The 24,027-nt window shown below is 35.6% G+C and carries 18 protein-coding genes; 7 read left to right on the forward strand and 11 right to left on the reverse strand.

Going from position 1 to position 24,027, the window contains the following annotated elements; translation table 11 throughout:
• Together IKS50_RS01115 and fbp are read right to left on the reverse strand one after the other, a co-directional pair.
• Positions 1–3,302: Cna B-type domain-containing protein (locus IKS50_RS01115; RefSeq protein WP_292844100.1), on the reverse strand; the 3,302-nt coding region annotated here is incomplete at its 3' end.
• Positions 3,303–3,713: 411 nt separating this feature from the next.
• Positions 3,714–4,808 (reverse strand): fructose-1,6-bisphosphate aldolase/phosphatase, encoded by a 1,095-nt coding sequence (gene fbp, locus IKS50_RS01120; RefSeq protein WP_292844102.1) that lies wholly within the window; start codon positions 4,806–4,808, stop codon positions 3,714–3,716.
• Positions 4,809–5,103: 295 nt separating this feature from the next.
• On the opposite strand from fbp, the gene IKS50_RS01125 reads away from it, so the two are divergent.
• Together IKS50_RS01125 and IKS50_RS01130 are read left to right on the forward strand one after the other, a co-directional pair.
• The gene (locus IKS50_RS01125; protein ID WP_292844104.1) at positions 5,104–5,742 is read left to right on the forward strand and encodes a hypothetical protein; all 639 of its coding nucleotides are present in this window, start codon (positions 5,104–5,106) and stop codon (positions 5,740–5,742) included.
• On the forward strand, positions 5,732–5,989 hold the full coding sequence (locus tag IKS50_RS01130; protein WP_292844106.1) for a hypothetical protein: 258 nt from the start codon (positions 5,732–5,734) through the stop codon (positions 5,987–5,989). Before IKS50_RS01125 ends, IKS50_RS01130 begins: the two co-directional genes overlap by 11 nt.
• Positions 5,990–6,034: 45 nt before the next feature.
• On the opposite strand, the gene thiI is transcribed toward IKS50_RS01130, so the two are convergent.
• On the reverse strand, positions 6,035–7,189 hold the full coding sequence (thiI, locus tag IKS50_RS01135; RefSeq protein ID WP_292844108.1) for a tRNA uracil 4-sulfurtransferase ThiI: 1,155 nt from the start codon (positions 7,187–7,189) through the stop codon (positions 6,035–6,037).
• A 133-nt stretch (positions 7,190–7,322) separates the two neighbouring features.
• Between thiI and IKS50_RS01140 the strand changes: the two genes are divergently transcribed.
• The 3 genes from IKS50_RS01140 (at position 7,323) to IKS50_RS01150 (ending at position 9,838) form a co-directional block, all read left to right on the forward strand.
• A complete protein-coding gene (locus IKS50_RS01140) occupies positions 7,323–8,711 on the forward strand; it encodes a carbon starvation protein A (RefSeq protein ID WP_292844134.1) in 1,389 nt (462 codons plus the stop codon).
• Between the two features lie 9 nt (positions 8,712–8,720).
• Positions 8,721–8,858, forward strand: coding sequence for a hypothetical protein (locus IKS50_RS01145; protein WP_292844110.1), 138 nt, complete (start codon positions 8,721–8,723; stop codon positions 8,856–8,858).
• Between the two features lie 104 nt (positions 8,859–8,962).
• Positions 8,963–9,838 (forward strand): hypothetical protein, encoded by an 876-nt coding sequence (locus IKS50_RS01150; protein WP_292844112.1) that lies wholly within the window; start codon positions 8,963–8,965, stop codon positions 9,836–9,838.
• 55 nt (positions 9,839–9,893) lie between these two features.
• Here IKS50_RS01150 and alaS read toward each other — a convergent pair whose 3' ends face one another.
• The 8 genes from alaS to IKS50_RS01190 all read right to left on the reverse strand — a co-directional run bounded on the left by alaS (position 9,894) and on the right by IKS50_RS01190 (position 21,967).
• On the reverse strand, positions 9,894–12,590 hold the full coding sequence (alaS, locus tag IKS50_RS01155) for an alanine--tRNA ligase (RefSeq protein WP_292844114.1): 2,697 nt from the start codon (positions 12,588–12,590) through the stop codon (positions 9,894–9,896).
• Positions 12,591–12,717: 127 nt separating this feature from the next.
• Complete coding sequence (locus IKS50_RS01160; RefSeq protein ID WP_292844116.1) at positions 12,718–12,924, reverse strand: hypothetical protein; 207 nt, start codon at positions 12,922–12,924, stop codon at positions 12,718–12,720.
• 134 nt (positions 12,925–13,058) lie between these two features.
• A complete protein-coding gene (locus IKS50_RS01165) occupies positions 13,059–16,013 on the reverse strand; it encodes a DEAD/DEAH box helicase (protein WP_292844118.1) in 2,955 nt (984 codons plus the stop codon).
• Positions 16,010–16,186: a hypothetical protein gene (locus tag IKS50_RS01170; RefSeq protein ID WP_292844120.1), complete on the reverse strand. Its 177-nt coding sequence runs from the start codon at positions 16,184–16,186 to the stop codon at positions 16,010–16,012. The genes IKS50_RS01165 and IKS50_RS01170 overlap by 4 nt, the downstream gene beginning before the upstream one ends.
• A 1-nt stretch (position 16,187) precedes the next feature.
• Positions 16,188–16,580: a (deoxy)nucleoside triphosphate pyrophosphohydrolase gene (locus IKS50_RS01175; RefSeq protein WP_292844122.1), complete on the reverse strand. Its 393-nt coding sequence runs from the start codon at positions 16,578–16,580 to the stop codon at positions 16,188–16,190.
• A 37-nt stretch (positions 16,581–16,617) separates the two neighbouring features.
• Positions 16,618–18,486, reverse strand: a complete 1,869-nt coding sequence (locus IKS50_RS01180) for a DUF2357 domain-containing protein (protein ID WP_292844124.1) — start codon at positions 18,484–18,486, stop codon at positions 16,618–16,620.
• A gap of 7 nt (positions 18,487–18,493) precedes the next feature.
• Positions 18,494–20,278: an McrB family protein gene (locus IKS50_RS01185; RefSeq protein ID WP_292844126.1), complete on the reverse strand. Its 1,785-nt coding sequence runs from the start codon at positions 20,276–20,278 to the stop codon at positions 18,494–18,496.
• Positions 20,279–20,434: 156 nt separating this feature from the next.
• Positions 20,435–21,967 carry a DUF4041 domain-containing protein gene (locus IKS50_RS01190; protein WP_292844128.1) on the reverse strand — a complete coding sequence of 511 codons (1,533 nt, stop codon included), beginning with the start codon at positions 21,965–21,967 and terminating at the stop codon, positions 20,435–20,437.
• A 313-nt stretch (positions 21,968–22,280) separates the two neighbouring features.
• On the opposite strand from IKS50_RS01190, the gene IKS50_RS01195 reads away from it, so the two are divergent.
• Both IKS50_RS01195 and IKS50_RS01200 read left to right on the forward strand, forming a co-directional pair.
• Positions 22,281–22,574: a hypothetical protein gene (locus IKS50_RS01195; protein WP_292844130.1), complete on the forward strand. Its 294-nt coding sequence runs from the start codon at positions 22,281–22,283 to the stop codon at positions 22,572–22,574.
• Positions 22,575–22,757: 183 nt separating this feature from the next.
• A complete protein-coding gene (locus IKS50_RS01200; protein WP_292844132.1) occupies positions 22,758–23,984 on the forward strand; it encodes an ATP-binding protein in 1,227 nt (408 codons plus the stop codon).
• The last annotated feature ends 43 nt before the right edge of the window (positions 23,985–24,027 follow it).

Genomic DNA, 24,027 nt, shown 5'->3' on the forward strand with positions numbered 1-24,027 from the left:
AGCAATTCAACAGTCACATTAACAGGTCTAACACCATCTTGATTATCAGCATCGCTCCAAACCTTAGTAACATTGACGCTAGTCACTTCAGGAATGTGAGTGTTATTAATTATAAAGTTATAATTATTTCCGGTAATGATAAAAGTATAATTAGCAACTGCGGTTTCGTTAACGGTGTAAACAATCACAGTACCGTTTCTTCTGACAGGTAAATTACTGAAAGTATAATTCCAGCCAGTAACGTTAGATAAAACAGTACTATTAACCACAATACCATCAGCTAACAACTGAACAGTCACATTAACAGGCCTAAGACCATCTTGGTTATTATCATCATTCCATACTTTAGTAACATTGACGCTAGTCAATTCAGGAATGTGAGTGTTGTTTATAGTCCAATTACCATTACCGTCACTGGTAATGTTAGCTGTATAATTGGCAACAGAAACTTCGCTAATAGTATAATTAATATCCACGCCTTCTTTTGAGACTGGTAAATTAGTGAAAGTATAATTCCAGCCAGTAGCATTGGATAAAACTGTACTATTAATCACTTCGCCATCAGCAAGCAATTGAACAGTCACATTAACAGGTCTGAAACCGTCTTGATTATCATTATCATCCCATATCTTTTTAACTGTTACATTACAGGTATCTTGAATAACCTCGAAGAAAGCTGTCATGTTCCAATTTGCTGTATAATAAGGAGTTTCTACATACCAGGCATCAATTCTATATTTGCCCGGAGGCAAATCAGTTAAATTAAGTGTGATATTACCAGAAACAGCAGATCTATTTTCTCCAGATCTGATAATAGTTTCATTAACACCAGATATATCTACGACTCGATAATATATTACTTGGTTATTCTCCCGATCATCTCTATAGACTTTTTCACCATTTTCACTGTTTTCATAGCCTTCAACAGGAGTCATGTCTTGTGCGGGGGTTGTTTTAATTATTTCATCCGTACCATTATAGAACGGATATGTTATATTGTTTATGAGAATACTGCTTGCACCATCACTGTGGATAGCGTTTGCAATATTGTCTCCTCCAATATGTGTGATTGTTACAATCTTATCTCCAGAACTGTTAAAACCAGTTCCGTTTTCAGGGTAAATATCTAATTCAAAAGTGTATGCTTGGTTATCGAAGAATTCGGAATCGTGGACTCTCAAAGTGGAATCCTCCACATAGATTGCTGAACCGTTGACTGCAGTATTATTATAGAAATTAGCCTGTATATCAACTGGATTAGCACCGGATATATGGAAAGCACCACCTAATCCTTCATCTTCACTATAATCACCAATAGCATGGTTATTAGTAAAAGTGGAATCTTTAACAATTAGATTTGTTGCATCGCTAATTGCACCAAATCCACCATTATTTGCAGTGTTATTATCACCAATAATGTCCTCAAAATAGGTATTTTGACCATCAACATAGACTCCACCACCTGAAAATGTAGCGGTGTTGTCTGAAATATTGTTATGAGTGAAATTGGTATTTTCACCATCTACATATATTGCTCCACCAGAAAAGGTAGCAGCATTAGATGTAATCTCATTATCAGTGAATGTTGTGTCACTTCCTGCAACATAAATTGCACCACCAGAACTGGCTTTATTAGAGGATATATTATTATTTGTAAATGTACCCCTATCACCATCGATGGAAATTGCACCTCCGGACATAGCACCATTATCTGTTAAAGTAGAATCACTAACAGTAACGTCATCTCCGAAAACACGGAATGCTCCACCTTCGTAGCGTGCAGTGTTATTTCTGGAAGTAATATTATCAAAAACTGCATTGTCTCCGTAAACGTATACGGCTCCACCTTCACTGCCGGCAGTATTGTCACTCACAATACAATTTTGAACGGTGACGTCATCACCGGAGATGTATGCTCCACCACCATTCTGACTGGCCTTATTGCCGTCCAAAACAGAATTTTGAAGGGTGGTATGGTCACCTTCAACATATGCTGAACCGCCTATGGTAGCAGTATTATCGATTGAAGTCACATTGTCAAATAGGGTGTTGTTCCCTATAATCCAAATAGCTCCACCGTAGGTGCCGGCATTGTTATTGGATACCTCAACATCTTTGAATGTATTGTCGTTACAGAAGATTGCAACTCCACCACCTTCATTAGTAGCGTTGTTGTTATCAAAAGTACAGTTCTCTACATGAGTAACTCTCATTTGATAAAAGTCAACTCCCCCACCTCTGTCAGCGGTGTTGTTTACACAGGTACAACCTGTCATGTTGACGCTGTTTATATCAAATATGTGGATTGCTCCACCCTGAGCCCTTTGGTCCTCACGTGGACCTTTTGCAGTGTTATTAACAAAAGTTGAATTTTCAAATTCAAGGTTTAGACTCATTCTAATAGCTTCGATACATGTAACGTCGATTGCTCCACCGTTACCCCATTCAGCGACATTCCTTTCGAAATAAGAATCTTCAATATCGAAAGCGCCTCTTAATGCACCACCAAAGGATGCATTATTACCGATAAAGGTGGAATCTCTGACGATTGTTTCTGAATTACAAGACCAAATTGCACCTCCACCACAACTTACATCTCTACCGTCATCCCATTCTCCTTGATAATGGTCATAAACATGGTTATCGATGAAGTCACAGTTATCAATGACACAACCTTCAGTCCATTCGATTTTGATTGCACCACCAGCGTGCTGGCCTGTATTGCCTGTGAAACTTGAATCTTCAATAGTCGCACCAGTAGCAGTGTTTGTTGCGTAAATAGCACCACCTTCACGTGCGACATTATCTTCAAATATACAATTTGAAATTTGAGCATTAGGCTGAGTTATCATAACAGCTCCAGCTTGACCATCAGAATGACCATTTACAAACCTGATGTTTTGTAAAGTAATTCCAGCAGCATTTAACTCCATAAGTCTAATGCTTCCTTGACCATCCAATGTTGAAAAAGTGTTATCTCCCGGATTTCCTCCAGATATTGTAACACCTTTGTAAACATTAATGGTACCTTGGCCATCATATGCAAGGGTTTTGTTACCAATATAAATAACATCACCGGCATTTGCATCTTGAATCGCCTGTCTAAGGTCACTGAATGAATTGCCTTGGAGTATTACGTTGGCTGTTAAAATTTCATCATCACCAGATGCTTTCAAATTGTCGCCGTCGCCACTTGCTTCAAGCAGTTCAGGCAAATTTTCATCAATACTATTTTCTAAATTCAATTCCTCCACCGAGGAATTGTTTGCTGCGCTTGCAGCCCCCACAAAAGATATGAACAAGAATAATATCAAAATAAACAAAATAGGATACGCTATTTTATTGTTGATATTATCTCCTCCTATGTAATACAATTTTTTACTTACACATATAATAAATCAGATTTATTATATCCCTCCAGTCCAACTGGAGGATAAAAGAATCAATTATTGTACACTTTAATAAAAAAATGTAAAATAAATCTAACAGAATTTAAAAAAATTATTACCTCAATTTAAACAATATTAGAGGATTCTTTTACCTTAGTATGTATGTTAGACATAAAATATAAACATTACTATATTTCAAAATTAAAGCCAAATAAAAATAACATATACCAATGGCATTTGCATGGAAAACCTAAGGCAACTTAAACATGAGCATGCAAGCTTAAAAAAAAGTAAAAAAAAGAAGAGATTAGAAATCTCTTGAATCTAATCCATATCTTCAAATCTGGATTCTAATTTTTCCATTACACCAGGAAGTGATGTGTATTCCATTTCTTCAGATGGTAATCTGTGAGGTTCGAATGGACCGTGTCTTCTGATGTAAGTTGCGATTTTAGCAGCTTGTTCACGGGTTGGGTCGAATGCCGGATCGTCAAACAAGTCGACTGGTCCAATCAATTCACCGTTAGCCACTTGGAAACCTAATCCTACTACTCTAGGTGGTCCGTCGAATCTGATTGGGTTTGCTTCAGCTTCGGATACTGGCATCATCGGACCGTTGTGGGATCCTCTCATCCATCCGCTTACCATGTGTGGGAATGCGAACGGATCTACACATTCACCGTTAGCAGGGAATCCTGATTGTGCTCTTACAATACATACTGGGTCGTCTTTACCGACGTATTCTCCAGCCATTAAGTTTAATCTTTCAGTACTTACTGCAGCTGCGATTTCGCCGTTTTTCTTCCATACTCTTTTGATTACGTATCTTCCGGTGGAACCGATTAATGCAAGCAAGTCGTACATTTCTTCAGGACAGCTGAGGACAACTTTTCTGTGTTCGATTACATCGAATACTTCGAATTTGAATCCATCATGCAATGATGGGTCGATTACAAGTCCTGCAGTGTTGAATGGGTCTGCAAAGATTCTGAATACTGGCAAGTTGAATGCACCAGGTTCGGTTTTGTCACAGCAGAAGATAAGAACAGGATCGGATGGTCTTTCTTCGAATTCGATTTCTGCAACACCAGGACCCATACCTTTGATGTTTCCTGAGAAAGTGTCAGACAACAAGTCTTGACCTGCACCGTATAATTTCAATTCACGTGCCCTTTCGGTTGCTTTCATGAATGCAGTATATGCGGTTTTGTGCACTTCTTCGTTTTCTTCCCCTTTGTCGTGAGTCATGATTAAGTCTATGTCGTCACCGCAACGGGAGATATAGTAATCTTTTATGATGCCTGCTTCTAAAGCTTCGTTTAAAACTTCATCACAGATATCCATTAATTCTGGGTGTGCGACACAGTGTCCGGACACACTTCCGATATCAGCTTTAATTACACTAACAGTAGTTTTCATTTTAAATACCTCGATTAGTAAATTAGTTATTTACTAGACATTTATTATTTATGATTTGGATAGTATTTAATTATTATGTTTTAAATGGAAAATACAAGAATAATCAAAATTTAATTTCATCAAATCGAATATTTATGATTATTCCAAATCAATTTTTCAATAAGAAGTAAAAATTGATTTAAACTTGTAATTTTTAATATAATTATACATTATAGTTTAATATATTAATTAACTGATAAATACTTATTTATTTTAAATATAAATTGTTATATTGTTAAATCTTTAATATTAACATATGATTTGTAAGAATTTATTTTCAGGAATCTGTGCTTTAACACTGATTAATGAAAGTTTAGAAGATGAAAACTTAAAAAAATATAAAAAATTAAAAATAAATAGTAAAAAGTCCATTCAAAAGTCAGATCTACCCCCAGAATTCAGTGATTTAGCATTTAAAACCATCAATGAATTTATTAAAAAAACTGCGAATTTAAATTTCGAATGCGCAATATTTTTTGATTATATTACTGGAAAAATACTCAAATGTGCTTTTGGCGATGCTAAACATGTTAGTTTACATTATGACGAGACGGAATTCATTGGAAAACATGTAGCATCAATCCATAACCATACTAAAACCATATTAAATCCCCCTTCAGAAAAAAATTTCAATATCTTATTAAGACCATTTGAAGATTATGAATTAATTGCCGGTCAAGATAGTTTATGGATTTTAAAAGCAAAAGGAACAAATAAGTATTTAGCTGAGGATTTGAATAGATCTGCATTAATTTTAAAGGGAATTAGTGAAAAATTTTCTAAAGAAGAAAGTAGGGAAGATGAACTATATGGGACAATGCTATTAAATTATATAAATAATAAAGACATAACAGATATACAACTAAACAAAAGGGAGTATACATATGAAAAATAAAGTAGCAACCTATGATTATGAATTTGACCCTAGAAATGACCCAAAATTTTCAGAAATTATGAATGATTTTCTAAACAATCCCTATTTAGAATCTAACCAAGTTAAGTTCTCTAATTATGCCAAAGATAATCTAGGTTTAAATCTAAATATGGATACTCTAATCGAAGACCTATCTGCCATTAAAGAAATTGCTATAAAAACTGCTAAGGAATTTGGTATTGATGGTGAGAAATTGCTTTCATGGTAGGGAATTGATTATTAACATCATCAATATCCCCAAATTCAATCAACACTAATCAATTTTTCTAATTTTTTCAAAAGCCTTTTGAATCTCAACTTCCTGATTCATCGCTTCACAGGCCTTTTTTACGCGCTCCAAATCGGCACGTGTTTCAGGATATTTCGGAACTGCGCTGCATCCGCCGTCATCGATTTTGGATATTTCAAAGGTTCCGATTTCCTTTGCGATGGCTGTGATTTCCTCCTTGTCAAGTCCTATCAACGGGGACAATATCGGCATGTCAACGCCATAGCGGGTGGCCAGAATGTTTGACAGTGTCTGTGATGCGACCTGTCCGACGCTGCTTCCGTCAACGATAGCGTCCGCACCTAACTTCTGTGCCAGTTTTTCCGCTATCCTGTACATTCCTGACTTGCACAGGACACAGGTCATCTTTTCAGGAGCCTTCTGCTTTGCAACTGTCAGATACTCTCCATAGTCTATTACACGTTTTTTAATCGGAGTTCCCTTGGCGTAAATGTTAAGCCGGTCAACCAACAGGTTGAAGTTTTCTGTGACCTTCGGGCCTGAAAACGGATCGTTGTTGCAGTGAAGCGCCACGACCTCACATCCCCTTTTCATCATCAGATATGCGGCAACGGGAGAGTCTATTCCACTTGATAAAAGAACCACTACCTTTCCCTGTGTTCCCAAAGGCAATCCGCCGGGGCCTTTGATTTTTTCATGGAAAATGAATGTTTCATCCTCTCTAACTTCAACGAATATTGTCAAATCGGGATTTGTCAAGTCCACAGGAGCTAAAACGACATCCCTTACGACACCTCCGCAATGGGCTGCCATTTCCTGGGAGGTGAAATCGTGCTTTCCCACACGGCGGCATTTGATTGCGAATCGGGTGTCCTCATCCAAGACATTTTCATTGATTAATTCCTTTGTATATCCTGTGAGTGCCTCATCGATGTCCTCATAGGTTGTCTTTGTTGAGGTTGCAGGAGAATAGGACACTACACCGAACACCCTGTTCAGCTTTTCGATTCCCTCATCGAAATCTGCGGGATGGATGTATATTCTTCCCTGGTTTCTTACAACTTCACATTCGAAAGTGGCTTTAATATTATTCACCAACTTCCTTTCAAAGCGTGACCTTATTTTCGGACTTTTAAGGCCTATTTCTCCGTATCTTGCAATTATTACATCATGATTCATTTAAACATCTCTTAATTTCCTTAGTGAACGTTGTAAAAAATAGCAATCCCTTCAATACTAGTTTTTAAAATCAAATCACAAGTATAGATTTAGATTTAATAATTTAAATAGTTTAATGACGAAAAATAATTACATGTATAGTTTCCTGATTTGCGCATGCGTACTGATTGCGTCATACTTCATTTACGGAAAGGCCATTGAGAAGATAGCCGGAGTTGACGAAAACATTGAAACGCCGGTTCATAGGCTGGAGGACGGCGTTGACTACATTCCAATGTCCAGACTGAAGCTGTATCTGGTTCACTTTTTAAACATTGCAGGCCTGGGGCCAATCTTCGGTGCGATACAGGGGGCTCTTTTCGGCCCTGCCGCATTCCTGTGGATTGTGTTCGGCACAATCTTCATCGGCTCTGTGCATGACTTCTTTTCTGGATTCCTGTCCCTCAGGGGAGACGGGTTCACAATGCCTGAAATCATATCAAAGTATCTTGGACCAACAGTCCGTAAGTTTGTGGGCATCCTCATCGTGATAACAGGCATTCTCGTTGCGTCCACCTTTGCAACAGGTTCCGCGGATTTGCTTGCAAATCTCACAAGCGTTCCGACAATAATCTGGCTTACTGTAATATTCCTTTACTTCCTGATAGCCACCCTGTTTCCAATCGACAAGATCATCGGCAGAATCTATCCTATATTCGGAGCGCTGTTCCTGCTTATGGCAATACTGATGATTGGAGCGTTACTGTTAAATCCGAGCTACAGCATTCCTGAATTTACAACACAGGGACTGTACCTTACTGACAAGTCAATTTTCCCATATCTGTTCGTTACCATAGCATGCGGAGCGATTTCAGGTTTCCACGCATCACAATCCCCGATTGTTGCAAGATGCATGACAACAGAAAAGGATGCAAGGCCCGTGTTTTTCGGAGCGATGGTTCTTGAAGGCCTCACCGCACTGATTTGGGCGGCCATTGCAATGGCATTCTTCCACGGCCAGCCACAGCTTGCGGCGATTTACGGCGCAACACCTTCCATAGGCGTCAATGAAATGGCGGTGACTTTGCTCGGCCCTGTCGGTTTGGTTTTGACCATCATAGGTGTTGTAATCTGTCCGATCACCACAGGAGACACCGCACTCAGAAGCTCAAGGATTACCCTGGCGGACGAACTGCAGATAAATCAGGAAAAGCTGGCATCAAGGCTTAAATTGGCGATACCTCTCTTTATTGTATCATTCCTTCTCACATTCATTGACTTCAGCCTTATCTGGAGATATTTCGCATGGTCCCAGCTTATAATCGCTTCTGCCGTTTTATTTGCCGGAACAGCATATCTGGTTCAAAACAAAAGGCATTATATCGTTACCTTCATTCCGGCAATCTTCTGTACCCTGATCACATTCGGATATATCCTGCAGGCTCCGGAAGGTTTGAGATTGCCGTCAATGACTGCCAATGTGATTTCAGCAATTGCAACCGCGATTATTGCAATATTGTTCATCAGGAAATACCGTGATTAGAGAAACCTAATGGCAATGCTGCCATCACGGCCTCTTTTGAAAAAGTTAAGGAGCGACTTTTCAGATTGCAGCCTCCCAAACTGGAAAAGTGATAAAAAAGCTGCGAGGGAATTGGATGAAACCATAATTTATTCGGTTGAAAACTGAAAAGATAACTTTTTTTGCATGAAAAGGTGAAACTGAATAATATATTAATGTTGATTGCCAAAACACTTAATCAAGAAAGATTACTTTTGAAAAGGAGGATAATGATGAAAGTGAAAAATGTGATTGCAATTCTGTCACTGGCATTCATGCTGCTTTTATGCCTGTCCTGCGTTTCAGCATCAGATGACATTGATGATGCGGACGCACAGCTTGAGGCAAGCGACAGTGACGATTGCGTAATTGGGGAAAGTGCGGGCGATGAGGTCCTCGGCGACGAATCTGCCAAAAGCAGTGAAACAGCCTCCGGAGCGGAATTCGCCGACAACGGAAATATAGATCCTATCGTATTGTGCGGTCAGGGATTTGTGCAGAAGAAAAGCCAATACCTGAAAGTGAGGGTGTATTCATTTGACGACAACTTCAAGAAGGTCTTCCACAAGAACGTGAAGCTGACCGTAAAGGTTAAAATCGGCAAAAAGACAAAAACATACAATTTAAAGACCAATTCCAAAGGCCAGGCCACTGTGCTGAACGTCAAAAACCTCAAGGCCGGAACATATAAGGTCAGGATAACAACCCCCAACTCCAAATACAAAATCAACGAAAAGGACAGGTTTAACGTATACGGCAAAGCCAAAAAGAAAATTACCCTAAAGCTGAAAAAGAACGAATACGGATTGGAAAACGAAAAGAAACTGAAGATTGGAGATACTATCCACATTTTCTACGAGCCGAAAAACGCCCAGTACCCTAAAGGGTTCTATGCGAAAAGCTACCCTACCAAGAATCCTCTGGACGGAAATCCTCGCACCATGGTCATAAAGGCGAAATTCTTCTTCAAGAACAAAAAGACCGGAAAGGTAATTTCAAAAACATCAAAATTGACCCCCGATAAGTTCCACGGCTGGAAATATATCCATGTTAAACCGATTAAGGGATACGCCCCTGTAAAGGCTAAAGTATGGTATCTGACCAGATAAGAGATTAACTTCTCTTATTTTCTTTTTTTTAAAAAAATAGAAGAAAGGATAATGATTATCCTTTGATTAAGTCGACTGCTGTTTGGATTGCTTCATCCATCTTGTCCGCGTTTTTACCGGCACCCTGTGCGAGTGTCAGACGGCCTCCGCCGCCTCCGCCCAAAACGCCTGCTGCAGCCTTTATGATTTCATTTATTTTTATTCCATTATCAATAGCAGTCTGTGAAGCCGCTCCGACGATCTTGCCGTCGCTGTTGCCCATTACGACGACATCGGCCTTGCCGTTGTCGGTGAAGTCTGTGGCCATATTCTGAAGCTCCTTGAAGTCCGCTTCAATCAATTGATGGACGACCTTCAAACCGTTGATTTCATCGTATTCGTCCGCTAAAGAGTTCATTTTAAGTGCAGCTATTTCGGATTTCAGACGGTCAATCTCGTTTTTCTGAGCTTTCCATTCTGAGAAGAATCTGTCACAGGTTTTCGGAAGCTGGTCGTTTTCGACCTTGAAGATTCCTGAACTTTCACGAAGGATTTCGCCGTCATGCTGCATTGAATCGATTGCGGCAAGTCCTGCTGAAAAGTCTATCCTTTCGACACCGTCCTGCACCCTTTCGGTCTTGTTGATTTTAATCGGACCTACAACACCGGTTCTGAGGACATGTGTACCTGCACATGCCTGAACGTCGACTCCAGGGATTTTAACTACGCGGATCATTTTGCCCGGAACGATACCTCCCTGGTAGAGCACGAATCCGTAGAGCTCCTGTGCCTCGTCCCTTGTGTGGAACTGGATGTCCAGGTCGATGTTGTCCATCACGTATTCGTTTGCAAGCTTTTCGATTTCATTGAGCTCTTCCTGTGTGATACGTTTGTAATGTGAGAGGTCTATGCGTGCCCTTGTAAGGCCGTTCTGTGAACCTGCCTGCCAGATATGCTGGCCGAGAACTTTTCTTGCGGCAGCGATAACCAGGTGGGTTCCTGTGTGGTGGCGCGCAAGGGTTATCCTTCTTGTCCAGTCGATTTTTCCAATGACTTTTTGGCTTAAGACATCGTCTGTGATGTCTCCATCCACATGATGCAATACTACATTATCAATCTTTTCAGCATGATGTATTTTAAACACATTTCCATTGATGGAAACTTCACCTATGTCTGAAGGTTGGCCTCCTCCTTCAGGGTAAAATGCTGTTTTATCGAAGATCAGACATTTGTCTCCATCCTTCTCTATTAAACCTAAAACCTCGGCTTCGAACTCTTGCTGGTAGAAATCTTTATAGAACAGTAAGTCGGTTTCAGGGAAATCCACCTTGAATGCGGATTTCTTGTTGGTTGTGTCCTTTTCATGAGCTCCTGCCACCTGTGTGAAGAAGTTGTCCGGAACGTTTACTGTGAAATCATCGCCTGCCATCTCAACGACAGTTTCCGGAGGAATTCCATGGGCGTCATAGAGGTCGATGAGCATTTCAAGAGGCATTTCGGATTTGCCTTCCTTTTTAAGCCTTTTGATTGACCTTTTGACTATGCTTCTTCCCTTCTTGACTGTTGCGGCATACCTTTCCTCTTCCAAAGTGATGATGTTCATTATATGCTCTTCTGAATCCCTGATTTCAGGATAGAACTTTGAGAGGAAATCGAGCTGTATTGCCATGACGTCGGCCAATGATTCCTTCATGTTCAAATCCTTCATGAACCTGATGGTTCTTCTCAGGACTAAACGTGCCAAATAACCTTCCTTCACGTTTGAAGGGATGATTCCGTCTGCAATCATGAAGGCGAGACAACGGGTGTGGTCTGCGATTATGTAAATGGCTTCCATAGGTTCTGCCGCTTTAAGGTAATCCTCCAAAGAGAGGTTCAATGATTCGGCAACCTGCGCCCTGAGCTCCTTCAAGTCTCCTATGTCCTCGATGTCCATCATACCGGCGATTTGTGCGTTTCTTCCCTGGATGTCCTCGTTGATTTCGACTCCTGTGAGCTCTTTCAATTTGTCAACAACAGGTGCAAAACATGCGTCATAGGCTGTAGGTGTTCCCTGGGAAATCCATGCGATACGTTCCAGTCCGTATCCTGTATCAACTACTTTAATTGGGATTTCCTTTTTGGATCCGTCCTCCAATGTTTCGTATTGGATGAATACCAATGTTGCAAGCTCCACTCCTCTGCAGCACACTTCATAACATGGCCCTTCGTTACCTCCGCCGGCCCACCAGGACTTGATGAATGTGATTTCCTCGGTGTTTATGCCGATGTGGGCAAAGAATTTGTGGCATAATTCGATTGTGCGGTCTTCCCAGTAGATGAAGTCATCCTCCTTGTTTATGACAGTGTGGGTTCCCATTGTGAAACATGTCATGTGACGGCCTGTTCTTCCGACATTGTCGACGTCGTTGAGCCTGATTGAAGGCTGTGCCATTTCAATTGGGTTTGCAGGCGGCTTTACAAGGCCTGATGTTACCCAAGGCTGGAAACAGAAGATTGATGCGCCGACAAGGAATACGTCATCCCTCCACCTTTTTGCAAGGACAGGGTATCTGTGGACATGGGTGTGTCCCTCGCTTTCTAAAAATTCTCTGAAAACCTGCTGGATTTCGTAAAGGTCGTATGGCTTATCGGTTGCAGGGTTTGCGATAAACTCATACTCGTCGCACGGAGCGTCCCCGCAGGTGTCTCTGGTTACCTGTGAGTAGAACTCCTGGCCGCAGGTTTTACAAGTTTGCTTTTTATAACCAAGTTTGTCAAAAATTTCTACCATAATAATCAGTTCAAAACATTCATTAGTATAAAATATGTTTTTAATTAAATAAATAAATTTTTGAAAAATGCATGAATGAAATGTCTTTCAACATACGATTGTAAAACTAGAATTAAAAAAAGACTATTCATAGTGATGAATATTTTTTGATAATTTTTTCAAAACCTTCCTCATCAAACGGCAAACCCATCATCTCATAAAATGCACGCAATCTATCCATTCCAGTCAAACAATAAGGATCTTCAAGCTCATTTTGGATTTTAATGAGTTCTTCAGGACCAGAAATCCTTTTAAAAGATTCAAATTCTATGAAATGTTTAGTTTTACGAGACATTGGTATACACCTTTTTACTTAATTGTATATCTTTAATATTTTTATCATTAATATATTTTAACAAAAAATCTCCATATAACAAATCACACAATTCATCGATGTTTAAAAGCAATTTAACGATTTAAAAGCAATATTTAGTCATTTACAAAATAGCTGTAAAGTTCATCTTTAACTTCAGTATCGATTTTGAATTTGAAGTTGACAATCGGGTGTTCCTTGCCGTCGATGGTTCTATAAACTTGCTTGTAATTTAGTGGTGTTAACTTGCCGATATAGTAGAATTCAATGCCCTCATCATTGCTTTTTTGGATGAACAGTTGGGTGTTTACGCCATTGTAGTTAATCAAAGGCTCCAACTCCGGTGAAGAGGTTTTTCTGTTGTTTCTACTCATCCAATTGAATGTCTCTTTGTTAATGAAATGATCTTCGTAGTTGATGGTTTCTGAAATGTCCTCTTTCTTGTTGTAGGTTACGAATATTGGGCAGGTATCATATTTGATTTTATATCCTCCGATATTCTGGCCGTTCATGAAGCGTTCCCAGTTTAAAAGTCTTAAGACATCCTCACGGGAGTACTTTTCATATAATTTGAATGGATTAACATCTTCATAGACATTGTCATACTTGTAAAATCCGTATTTTAAACTATCTTCCAAATGATTTAGATAAGTGGGATTTGCCAAACATTTTTTGAACAAGTCTGAAGCTTCAAATCTGCAATCCTTGTTGTTTTTGAGGTCTTTGTAAATATTCTTGTCGAAATTAAAGAACATGTTTTCAATATCCAAATCCTCATCTGTTACAAACTGGATTGTGTTTGCCTGATAATCATCGCTTGTTTCCTTTCTGTAAAAGTTCATGCTTAAAACATTGATTGCGCTTTTTATTGAGCTGAATTGATTTTCAAGACCGTACTTGTCTTTCAGATACTTTTCAACTTGACTGACTGTGAAATATCTGTTGTATTTAAGACAGCTCAATATCACAAGCTCATGTGGCCTTATCCCCTTGATTAGCTTTTTGGAAATGAATCTTAATGTTGCAAGTTCCTCCTCCGCTAATGCTGCCTCATAATCCTTTTCAACAAAATCGAGAAATGTATGATAACAGTCAAATTTATTGTGATTTAGGATGATTTCGGGGTTGAAGTCTCCGTTGACTGCGAAGTCATATAATGAAGGGATGCGGCCCAACTTGTATTTTAGATTGTTGTACTTTTCTTTAAATATGCCGACTTTTGAAAAGGAGGAATTGTTGATTGACTCATATATTCGCTTTTTAGAAATTTCATCAAAGTTGATTGAAGACGCTCCAGGAATAATCTTATTTCCTTCCATAAGATACTTTCTGATTTTATCCTTATCGTATGACCTGTCTCCTGAAAGGGCAATAGGAATCATGAAATTGTTTCTGTAGTTTCCGATGAAATCCAGGATTACTACAAATTCCTTGTTCGGGTATTTTCTTAAGCCTCTACCTAATTGCTGGATGAAAATGATTGGGGATTCAGTTGGTCTGACTAATAAAACTTGGTTGATTTCGGGAATGTCAACACCCTCATTGAAGATGTCTACTGTGAAAATGTATTCCAGTTTGTTTGGGTTATCGTCGTTTGTTAGTCTGTCGATAGCTTCGAGTCTTTTTTCCTGTGAGTCATCACCTGTCAGAACAAGTGAAGGATGGCCTCTTTTAGTAAATTCCTCTGCTAAAAGTTGTGCTTCTTTTTTTCTTGAACAGAATACCAATGCTTTAATTCTGTCGCCTGAATAGCCGTAAAACTCAGATTTTTCTAGTAAGTAATCTACACGTTTATCTGATGCTAGAAGATTGAAATCGCTGAAATCGTCATCGATTTCGCCCGTGTCAAATTCGACATCGGTAATTCCAAAATAATGGAACGGGCAAAGCAAATCCTCTTCCAAAGCTTCCTGCAATCTGATTTCATGAGCGATGTTGTTGTCAAACAAGTCATAGATGTTAAAGCCGTCTGTACGTTCAGGTGAAGCAGTCATTCCAAGCCAGAATTTAGGTTCGAAATATTGGAAAATCTTTTGATAGCTTAAGGCACCTGCCTTGTGAACCTCATCGATGATTATGTAGTCAAAATGGTCTTTTTTATATTTAGTGTAGACATCATCCTTGCTCATTGTCTGGATTGTTGCAAATAAATAGTTCTTTTCACCCTGTTTGGAGTTACCTGATAAAAGACCAAAGTTATTGTGATCTTTAAAGATATTCTTATAAGCAGCAATTGACTGTTTTGCAATCTGTTCCCTGTGAACTAAAAATAAAAATCTTTTAGGTTTGAAGTCTTTTACAGCAAATGCTGAAGCATAAGTCTTACCAGTTCCTGTTGCAGATACAAGAATAGCTCTGTTTTCACCTTGTTTTATGAGATTTCTCAGGTTTTTGATAAAATCCTCCTGCATGATATTAGGAGCCAATTCCTTAATGTTCTGCTCCTTTAGCTCATCGGTGATTTTTCTGATGTTTTTGAAGTTTTTATTGTCATTATAGATTTTTTCATATTCTGGTAGAATTTCGTTTAAGTCATCAGCTTGAGCCCATAAATCGTTGAATTCCCTTTTTAATTCTGTTAACATTTCGCCTTCTTCTAGAGAAGTGAATTCAACATTCCATTCCTTGTTGACTGCAAGGGCATTCATGGTTAAATTAGAACTTCCGACAATGCCTCTGTAAATGTTATCCTTTTTGAAAATGTAACCCTTGGTGTGGAAACCTTCCTTTTCTTGTGAGTAAAGCTTGATTTCGAGGTTTTCAAATTCCTGGAGCTTTCTTAATGCCTTAGGTTCTGTGAAATATAGGTAATCTGTAGTGAGTATTTTACCCTTGATGTGGTTTTGTTTTAACTGATTAAATTCTTCCAATAGCTGAACAATACCGCTGTAGGTGATGAAAGCGGATGAGATGATGAACTCATCACAGTTTTTGAGTTCGTCCCTAATTGAGTTTATGACCTTATTGTTTCTGTTGTTGTATAATAATTTTGGTCTGAAATCATAGCTGGAGCTGAACTGTTCGTCGATGAATGCTGTTCTAGCTCCGTTGATGATGTCTTCCTGGTTCATTTAAGCTCTTCTTTTTCTTTTTCTAAATGGCTGATTAAATCGTTTACTTTATCAAGTTGAATTTGGAAAGTTTCTGCTCTTGGGCTGTCGCCTAGTTTAGTTATTTTTGTTTCAAGGTTTGCTTTTAGGTTTTGAGCATCGGTTAGTCTTTTTTCAATGTTTTCGATTTCCATTTTAATCACTCATAGTTTCCTTCAGATAGTTTACCGCTTCGATGTCGGCTGGAATCCAGTTTACTTCGTCAAGTTCGGCTTTTGTGAGCCATTTGGCATCGTTGTGCTCAAGAAGCTTTGGAGTTCCTTCTATAATTTCTGCTTCAAAGCAGGACATCTTAAGATAAAAAGTAGGATATTGATATTCTAGGTCTAAGGCAAATTTGGTGGGTTCGATTGTGCAGTCGAGCTCTTCTTTGATTTCTCTAATTAATGCTTCTTCTTTGCTTTCATTTGGTTCTATTTTTCCACCTGGAAACTCCCACATGTTAATGAATTCGCCATAGCCCCTTTTGGTTGCTAGAATTTTGTTATCCTTTTTAATAATAGCTGCAACGACATTTAAAGTTTTCATGAGTTGACTCCTTTGGTTTTATATTTGGCAGCTTACGTTAAATAGTTTCACTATTCCATTCATAATTAATTAAGCCATGATTATATAAAAGTGTCTTTAAAACTTCTTTAATGAAGATTTCTAGATTATTTTCCTCAATATCATCATTTCCAGGAGTTAAAGAAAATGCACCTACCGATGGAATGATTAGATCAGATTCATAAAATCTTTTGGTTTTATTCCCAGGATATAATACATAAGACCCTTCAGTTTTTAAAATTGAATCTTTGTAAGTGTGCATTTTATAAATGTCCCCATCTTTAAAGTTGCGATCCTTTTCTTCTTGAGAGTCCCTTTCTTCGATCTCTTTGTCTAATTCTGTATCAGATACTTCAATTTTGTTGTAAAAATCAATGATCTCTAATTCTGAGCGGTATTTTGCGTCAAAGTGAATATAATGTTTATGTTCACCTATAGAAATAAGCAGAGTATAATCCGGTTTAAAGGCAAGAGAGTATGACCTATATTGTGATTTATCTGAAAATCTCAAATTATAGAATAATTTAATATCAATTTCATGGTCTCGAATAAATAATTTGAATTTTTTAGCAGATTGAACACCTTTTTTAATGCTTATTGACCAATTATCCTTGTTAATTTCAAATACATCTTCAAAGTTGATTTTTTCAACACTCAGATCATTTAAAACTTTTAGTATTTTGAAATAACACCAATATTCATACAATTCAGATAGTTTTTTCTCAAATCCTTTGAATTGGTTGTTTACTTCATCCCAACTTAATCTAAATGAAAATTCAAGCATTAAAAAGTACTGGAAAATCTCCCTGTAACCTTCTTTTTTCTGTAAAATCTGTGAATTGAAAGGAACATAATCCATTGAAGAGATGTGATTGAAGAACTTACCTGACAAATAATAGGAAATTTCATCTCTAAATGACAATAGCTTATCCTCAACATATCCTTCCTTTGAGCTTTCAAGCAGTTTTTCAACCAGATTCTGAATCAATTCTAAAAAATATTTGAAAAATCTGTTTTCAGGAATATCGATGACATCTTCGTGTTTTACTTGCTCCAATTCCGATGGGATATAACCATTTAATTTATCAACAATCGGAAGATCAGCATTTGACTTGAACAGTTTATTCGGTTTTGAGACAATGTTTTTTAAAGTGTTTTGATTAACATTTGATGCGAATGAAACAGGAACAGTTTCAACATGATTTCTAAGCTGCGAATGCAGATTTTTAGACAAATACTCGAAAATTGAAGGCAGATTATCCTCCCTAAAAAGATACTCCAAAAACATGAAATCCTCGTAGTATGTTTCTTTTTTTCTCAAATCCAGTTCAAATTCCTGATATAATGGAGAATTCAACTCAAATATCAAACTTAATGCATGCTGTGACAAATCAGCTATCATAGCAGAATATTGAGTAAAATAATCTATTTTTTTAGATCTGACTTCAATTGGAATTTTAATGGAGTTAATGTTATCTTTTCTGACATCCAAAAAGGATTTTCCCACGTAACTTCTGAAATTTAGTGTTCCAAGTATTTTATCTTCTAAAGAAAACCGGAATAGTTTAAAATGATTGTCATTGATTTCATTTAATGAGCATAACATGTCAAAATTTGCTTTTCTATCCTTGGATTCGAACAATATCTGATATTCTGTTTCTTCCAAAAGCATTAACTTGGCAAAATTGGCTCCAATATTTGGACAATACTGAATAGGAGTTAAATTATCGGGTTCATCGACAATAGGGACATTATCCAATGTAATAGAATGTGAAATATTAATGTTAGATTCAAAATCGCCCCTATAATCAATAGCACTGACTGTTAATGTTCCAAATTCATTAGAATCCTCATCTGTTAAGTTAATTATAACTTTTTGCTCAATCATTTAAATCTTAATTAATAAATGAAACATATCTTTGGTCGGACAACACTTTAGACATGTTTTGAAGCTTTAAAGCGGAAGTGTAATATCTAGAATTTTCTTTACTTACAGTATAGTTTTTAGGATTTTCATTGCTGTTTCTATCTTCCAAGCAGATATTAAACAGATTGGTTAACACATTTCCAATGGCTTTTTCGGATCCATGTAATTTTGGAAGGATCTTCTGTTTGATTTGAGCATCAAAGTATCTCTCCCAGTTATCCCATTCATCTGGTTCGTTTTCATATCTCCATGCCACAACCATGAACCTTAGAATTTCATTAATCACTCTAAAACCAAAGTCAAAACTGGAGTCTTTGAGTGTTTCTTGAAATGCTGTAAGTTCAATAGCTAAGATATCCCATAAATTATCATCATTGCATGAAATATCAGATAAAATCTCTTTAAGTTCTTCGATGTTTAAATCAGATATGTCAGAGTCGATTAATGGAGATTGCAGATAGTTAATATTTCCTTCAAAATCGCTTTCATCCAAATCAGTGGACATGTACTCCCATGCTGTTAAAGTGTTGAATTCAATGGTATTGGCTCTGTCTAACACTTTAGGTGAGAACATGTAAGTTGTTTCATCAACATTTACAGTTCCTATTATAAAAAGGTTTTTAGGAAGTAGTAATGTTTCATTATTGCCATACAAAGGTATTTCTTCACCACTTTCAATAGCTGAAAGGAAATCAGCAAAATATCTTTCAACATGAGACAAATTCATTTCATCTAAAATTAAGAAATAAGGATTTTCAGGATCATTTTGAGCTTTTTCAATTAATTCATAAGCAGGAGTGGATTGATAATCCTCTGTAATTACATTATAATAACCTACAATGTTAGTGTTATCTGTCCAATTAGCACCAACTGGGACAATTTGGTATTTTGAATCATCATTTTCATAACAGTCTAATAATTCTATTCTTTGTGATCCCCATTTAGAAATAAAACTATCAAAATCGAATTTATCAATACTTAATTCAAGATTGACCTCTTTACCATCATTTTCTCTTAAATAATTTTGTAATTGATCATTTTTCTTAAAAGTTAATTTAGGAACCCCCCTGATTCTTGCAGTTGACTCCATACCATTAACAATTACATTACAATTAAAATAACCAGAATCAAAAGGATAATACTCAAAAATACTTTTATTTACAAACCATTGCCTTTTATCATAAGCAGATTTATTTGAATTTTGTTTTAATAAAATTTTTCCATTAGGTTCAATATACTCCTTAGAAATATAATTTTTTATATCTTCACATGAAATTTTTAAATTTGTCCAACTATTAGGATTTTTATTATACAAATTTTTAAAATAATCACTAACTTCATCACTATCATAAAATAACTGTATCATTACATTAATATTTCCTTTTGCAGGAATATTATCTACTTTCATGTCAAATGTAGCGCCACATTCATTGATTGGGATAATCTTAGAAATTTCTTCTTTACGTAAAGTCCAACCTCTATTTTCCCATGAAGAATAATTGGCTTTAACTTTTAATGTGAAAAAACCGTCATCCTCAAAATCAATATGATCTAAATTTAAATATTCCCCAACATATGATGCGAATAACTGTGACAATTTTGTTTTTCCAGTTCCAGAATTTCCAGTTAATATCTCAAATGGTTTAACCTTTAAAGATAAAAGGTAATTTTCAATTAACTCTTTATCAAAATAATATCCATTTGAAATTAAGTATTTATAAAATGACTCTTCTTGTAATTTATTTTCTGACATGTTAAAAACCCGCTTAAATCAATATTTCAAAATGAAAACAATTTTTCATAATTAATACACTTTATATATGACATTATATTAAAAAATGACTATAATCCTAAAACAAAATTATAAAAAAAATTTCCAGTTCCAAAATATAAAAAAATGAGTTAAAAATTAACTCATATTCTTTTCAATCAATAAAGTTTCTTGATACTCTTCGGCATCAGGTTTCTCAACAAAACTATGAACCGCCCCCTTATTTTCTTCAACAATCTGTTTGACTTCATCAATACTCATATGGAAGAATTCTTTTCTCATATTAACTTTATTAACTCTTCTTCCATCAAATCTGTTATGCAATTCATTTTCTAACTCATAAGCATTTTTACTAAAAATAAATACATGAGTATCGAAATTAAAAGGTACAGATGCTGAAGATAATTCCCTAACTCTTACTTCAGGGTCATCCCTTCTAGTAACTCCAATTTTGAAAACATCTTCTCCAAAACTACCTACATTTGATATAATGTAAACATATCCTGCTCCAGGAGTTTCTTGCCATTCATTGATTTTTTTAACTTCTTCATTGTTTTTATCCAGAGCTGCTTGAAGTTTAGCAATTTCTGCTTCAAGTTTTGCTTTTTCATCTGCAGCGGCTTGAGCCATTTTAGCCTTTACTTCTTCAATTTCTGAAGTAATTGTTTCATTTTCTCTTTCGAATTTTTTTCTTTCTTTTTCTAAAGCTTTTTGAAGTTTTTTCTCTTCTTGTTCTCTTGCTCTTGCTTCACGTAATAACTCTTTTTCTTCTTCTTTTTTCAATTTGTATTCATGAGCCAAATATAATTCTTCAATCTTTAAATCTCTATATTTTTTTGTTATTGCAACATCAACACGTTTATTCAAATTATTTAATTGTTCAAATGACTTATTGATTCTTTTTTCAGAATTTTCAAGATTATTATGTTTAACTTTACTAATGATACTTTCACACTCTGTATTAAATGTTCTTAAGATTTGTTTAATATTATCATTAGTCATTGCTCGGCCTTTTCTTTTGTCTCCACCAATATTCCATTCAGTATTACAAACAGCAGCAGTTTTATTTTTCATCATGCTTTTTTGTTCTTTTCTAATGGCATCTAATTTTTCTTTATATTCTGTTGAATCTACAAAATCATATCTTGGTTCATATAGGCCAAAACTTTGGTAATTAAGTTCATCTTTAGTTAAAACTAATTCTTTTCTTAGACTGTTGATTTCATTTTGTAATCTGATTTTTTCTGATTTTTTCTCAGATAACTCTTGATCTAATTTTGCACTCTTTTCTTTTGTTAGATTATCATATTTTTCATCAAGATTATCTAATTCTTCTTTTCGTGATTTTAATTTTTCTTCAACTTCAGCAGTTTTTTGAGCTTCTAAATCATCTAAAGTTTCTTGTATATTATCTAATTCTTTTTGTTTATCTGCTAATTTCTGATTTATTTCAGTTTCTTTGTCTGCTTCCATTTTAGATAATTTTTCATCAATATTTTTTAACTCTTCTTGTTTTTCTTTTAATTCATCTTCTATGTCTTTGTTTGGATTTTTTAATGTTTTATATAAAAAATAGGCTCCAATTAATGTTAAAGGCGCACCAATAAGAACTCCATATAATGTACAACTTAACAAACCGCCTATTATTACTAATATTAACCCTTTATCCATATTATCACAACATTTAAATTATAGTCTTATATATTGTGTGAATTATATTTTAAACTTGTGATTATAGAGGATAATTTATAAGAGAATTATAAAAATCAAAATCATATTTTCAATGTAAAAAACACCTTACGTATATTATTTGCAGGAATATTCGTCCCTTTTTAATATTAAATCAAATGCAACTAACTAAAAATTGCTTTTATTAAATAAGATTGCTTTTATTTCCTAAAATTGATGTTAAAAAAACAAAAAGACGTTTATTTGATGAAAAAATAAATTAAAACTATCCAAATAAAATTCGGATGCGATAAAAATGAAAAGGAAAACAAGACTAAGTAAATTCCAAAAGGAAATGGAACCTGCAAAAGAGATATACACCAAAGAATTGGAGAATTTTGCAAAAAAATATGATTCTATAGGTAAAATTAGCTTAAAAGAAGTGCCTGATATTGACACAATGGATTATATTTATTCCTTTGAGAAATTGAATGGTACAACCCTCTCAGAACTTAATCAAATTCAAATGGAACTCTATGACCACATGGAAGAATTCTCAAAAGCAAATGGGATTACTAAATTTTACCAAAATGCAAGAATATGGTTATAATGGAGGAGATTACATGGATATTACAAAATACCCCACTTTAATTAGTTAAATTGTTTCTTATAGAAAACTATTTTTAAAAAATTAGGTAAATTGTTTTTTATAGAAAACTATTTTAATAATTATGACCAAATAGTTTCTTATAGAAAACTATTTTAAAAATACAAAAAATCATAAGGGATTAATATGGTTGAAAGAAAAATCTACATGGACAAAATCAACAGTTTCATAAATCAGGATTTAATTAAAATTATAACCGGAATCAGGCGATCCGGAAAGTCCTATTTTTTTAAATTGATTATTGAGGAATTGCAAAAACAAGGAATTGACCCAGAAAACATATTGCTGATTGATTTGGAACTTCCAAACTATAATCACGTCAAATCATGTAATCAACTTGATGAAATAGTTTTAGATTATATCAGCAACCACGAAGATAAAGTCTATCTGTTTTTTGATGAGATTCAGAATGTTGAAAACTGGGAGCTTTGTATCAACAGCTACTACAAATTGCCTAATGTAGAAATTTTTATCACAGGATCCAATTCAAAACTATTGTCTAAAGAGTTGGCCACCTACATAACCGGAAGATACGTTTCAATAGAAATGTTTCCATTTTCCTTTAATGAATTCCTTGACTATAAAAAAGAACTTGATGAAAAGCCTCTAATGGTAAATGAGTTAAATAGCGAACTTGAGAACTATTTTGAAGAATACATGACTTATGGAGGCCTACCTGTAACTATTGCTGCAAGAAACCATAAGGAAATAATATTAAACGATTTATATTCATCAATCATCCTGAATGATATTGTAGAACGTCATGAAATTAGAAATATCGGTTTGTTTGACAGAATAATAAAGTTTGTAATTGAAAATATCGGCAATTTAATATCTGCGAATTCAGTATACAAATATCTCAAACACGAAGATTTAGATATTTCCAAACCAACAATATATAATTATTTAAACTATCTTGAAGATGCATATATCCTATCAAAAGCAACAAGAGAGGATTTGGTTGGTAAAAAAGAAATTACAGGCAGTGAAAAATATTATCTGATTGATTTAGGATTCTATAAATCCCAATTGGAAGAAAAACAACAAAATACAGGGCACATTTTAGAAAATTTAGTGTATTTGGAGCTAATCAGACAGGATTATAAAGTCACTGTTGGAAAGATCAATGATTCTGAAATTGATTTTATCTGTAAAAAAGACAGCAGGAAAATTTACATTCAAGTAGCATATCTCTTAGATAATGAGGAAACAATGAGACGTGAGATAAATCCGTTGCTTAAAGTAAATGACAATTATCCCAAATACATTTTGAGTATGGATAAAATCAACCAATCCCGTGAAGGCATCAAACACATCAATATTGTTAATTTCCTGAGAAATCCAGAATTGTAAAAAAAAAAGTCTGCGTAAAAATAAGCGAAATTAAAAAAAATAA

It is taken from the genome of Methanobrevibacter sp. (assembly GCF_017539065.1).
In the GTDB taxonomy this organism is placed as follows: domain Archaea; phylum Methanobacteriota; class Methanobacteria; order Methanobacteriales; family Methanobacteriaceae; genus Methanocatella.

Bases quoted from the DNA above. Each gene is read 5' to 3' on its own strand.
- fbp (WP_292844102.1), bottom strand. From the start codon at position 4,808: ATGAAAACTACTGTTAGTGTAATTAAAGCTGATATCGGAAGTGTGTCC.
- IKS50_RS01125 (WP_292844104.1), top strand. From the start codon at position 5,104: ATGATTTGTAAGAATTTATTTTCAGGAATCTGTGCTTTAACACTGATT.
- IKS50_RS01130 (WP_292844106.1), top strand. From the start codon at position 5,732: ATGAAAAATAAAGTAGCAACCTATGATTATGAATTTGACCCTAGAAAT.
- thiI (WP_292844108.1), bottom strand. From the start codon at position 7,189: ATGAATCATGATGTAATAATTGCAAGATACGGAGAAATAGGCCTTAAA.
- IKS50_RS01140 (WP_292844134.1), top strand. From the start codon at position 7,323: ATGTATAGTTTCCTGATTTGCGCATGCGTACTGATTGCGTCATACTTC.
- IKS50_RS01145 (WP_292844110.1), top strand. From the start codon at position 8,721: ATGGCAATGCTGCCATCACGGCCTCTTTTGAAAAAGTTAAGGAGCGAC.
- IKS50_RS01150 (WP_292844112.1), top strand. From the start codon at position 8,963: ATGAAAGTGAAAAATGTGATTGCAATTCTGTCACTGGCATTCATGCTG.
- alaS (WP_292844114.1), bottom strand. From the start codon at position 12,590: ATGGTAGAAATTTTTGACAAACTTGGTTATAAAAAGCAAACTTGTAAA.
- IKS50_RS01160 (WP_292844116.1), bottom strand. From the start codon at position 12,924: ATGTCTCGTAAAACTAAACATTTCATAGAATTTGAATCTTTTAAAAGG.
- IKS50_RS01165 (WP_292844118.1), bottom strand. From the start codon at position 16,013: ATGAACCAGGAAGACATCATCAACGGAGCTAGAACAGCATTCATCGAC.
- IKS50_RS01170 (WP_292844120.1), bottom strand. From the start codon at position 16,186: ATGGAAATCGAAAACATTGAAAAAAGACTAACCGATGCTCAAAACCTA.
- IKS50_RS01175 (WP_292844122.1), bottom strand. From the start codon at position 16,580: ATGAAAACTTTAAATGTCGTTGCAGCTATTATTAAAAAGGATAACAAA.
- IKS50_RS01180 (WP_292844124.1), bottom strand. From the start codon at position 18,486: ATGATTGAGCAAAAAGTTATAATTAACTTAACAGATGAGGATTCTAAT.
- IKS50_RS01185 (WP_292844126.1), bottom strand. From the start codon at position 20,278: ATGTCAGAAAATAAATTACAAGAAGAGTCATTTTATAAATACTTAATT.
- IKS50_RS01190 (WP_292844128.1), bottom strand. From the start codon at position 21,967: ATGGATAAAGGGTTAATATTAGTAATAATAGGCGGTTTGTTAAGTTGT.
- IKS50_RS01195 (WP_292844130.1), top strand. From the start codon at position 22,281: ATGAAAAGGAAAACAAGACTAAGTAAATTCCAAAAGGAAATGGAACCT.
- IKS50_RS01200 (WP_292844132.1), top strand. From the start codon at position 22,758: ATGGTTGAAAGAAAAATCTACATGGACAAAATCAACAGTTTCATAAAT.